Annotated in this window: 2 protein-coding genes; one reads left to right on the top strand and one right to left on the bottom strand. The window is 65.4% G+C overall.

Annotated elements, in window-relative coordinates:
• Window positions 1-692: phenylacetate--CoA ligase family protein (locus EOM25_15150; protein NCC26516.1), on the top strand; the 692-nt coding region annotated here is incomplete at its 5' end.
• Here the strand turns inward: EOM25_15150 and EOM25_15155 are convergent.
• On the bottom strand, window positions 689-1,238 hold a 550-nt coding region (locus tag EOM25_15155), incomplete at its 5' end, for an HDOD domain-containing protein (GenBank protein NCC26517.1). The two genes, EOM25_15150 and EOM25_15155, sit on opposite strands and share 4 nt — an antisense overlap.

Consider the following 1,238-nt stretch of genomic DNA (forward strand, 5'->3'; position numbering starts at 1 on the left):
TGCACACCCTCATCTTCGGGTCCGAGCCCCACACTCCCAAGATGGCCAAGCGGATCAGAACCCTCCTGGGTGTCCGGGAGACCTTCGACATCACCGGTCTGACCGAGCTCTACGGGCCCGGGGCCGGCCAGGAATGCCGGGCCCACCAGGGCATTCACTATTGGGCCGACAAGTACATTTTGGAAATTCTGGATCCCGAGACCCTCCAGCCCGTTCCCGAAGGCGAGGTCGGCGAGATGGTGGTCACGACCCTGACCAAGGAGGCCGCGCCCCTCATCCGCTACCGGACCAGGGACCTGACCCGCCTCGTTCCGGGCCCCTGTCCCTGCGGGCTGTCCATGCCCCGGCACGACCGTATCTTCGGCCGCTCCGACGACATGTTCATCTTCCGGGGAGTGAACATCTACCCCGGCCAGATCGCCGACGTCCTCGAACGCCACCCCGAGGTCGGACCCGAGTACCGCATCCACCTCCAGCGCCGGGACGGGCTGGACTCCATGACGGTTCAGGTCGAACGCCGACCCGAATCGGAACCGGCCGCCGTCGACCCGGCTCCGGCTCTGGCCAGGGATCTTCACAAGCATCTCATGGCCCGGGCCGAGGTCCAGGTCCTCGACCCCGGCCAGCTGCCCAGGACCTTCAGCAAGACCAAGCGGGTCCTGGACGAAAGATACGAGGATGCCGCAGACTAGATCGAGCCCCGCGAACTGCCGAGGACCGAATCGGCCCAAATCCTGGCCTGGTAATACTGCTCGGCCGAATGGACCGGATCCAGGCCGAGCCGGTCCAGGTACTCGGCCACCCGCTCCCAATCGCCCCGTTCCTGGGCCTCCACCAGTCTGAGCCAGGCCGCTTCCGGAGCCGAAGGATCGATCAGGGCCGTTTTCAACCAGGAATCCAGCGGCAAATGGTCGATGAGTTCCTCCATGGACTGATCCAGCAGGGCCCCGAGCAGGGAAAAGAACCCGAGCAGAAAAAGGCCGTCTGGGTCGTCCCGGCATTCCGTGGTCGCGCACCTGCCAAGGGCCTGCAGATACATGGCCCGTTGGGCCGACAGGGACACCAGGGCATAGCCCCGGCCCGACTGGTCGAGATCGGACATGATGGTCACCCGCAGCCATCGCCGCAGGGCCCGGGAACCCATCATGGCCACGGCCCGGCGAATGGACTCGACCTTGACCCCCAGGCCGAATCCCGGAGAATTGATGTACCTGAGAAGCCGGTACGACAGGGAAACG

The organism is Deltaproteobacteria bacterium, from assembly GCA_009929795.1.
GTDB lineage: Bacteria > Desulfobacterota > Desulfovibrionia > Desulfovibrionales > Desulfomicrobiaceae > RZZR01.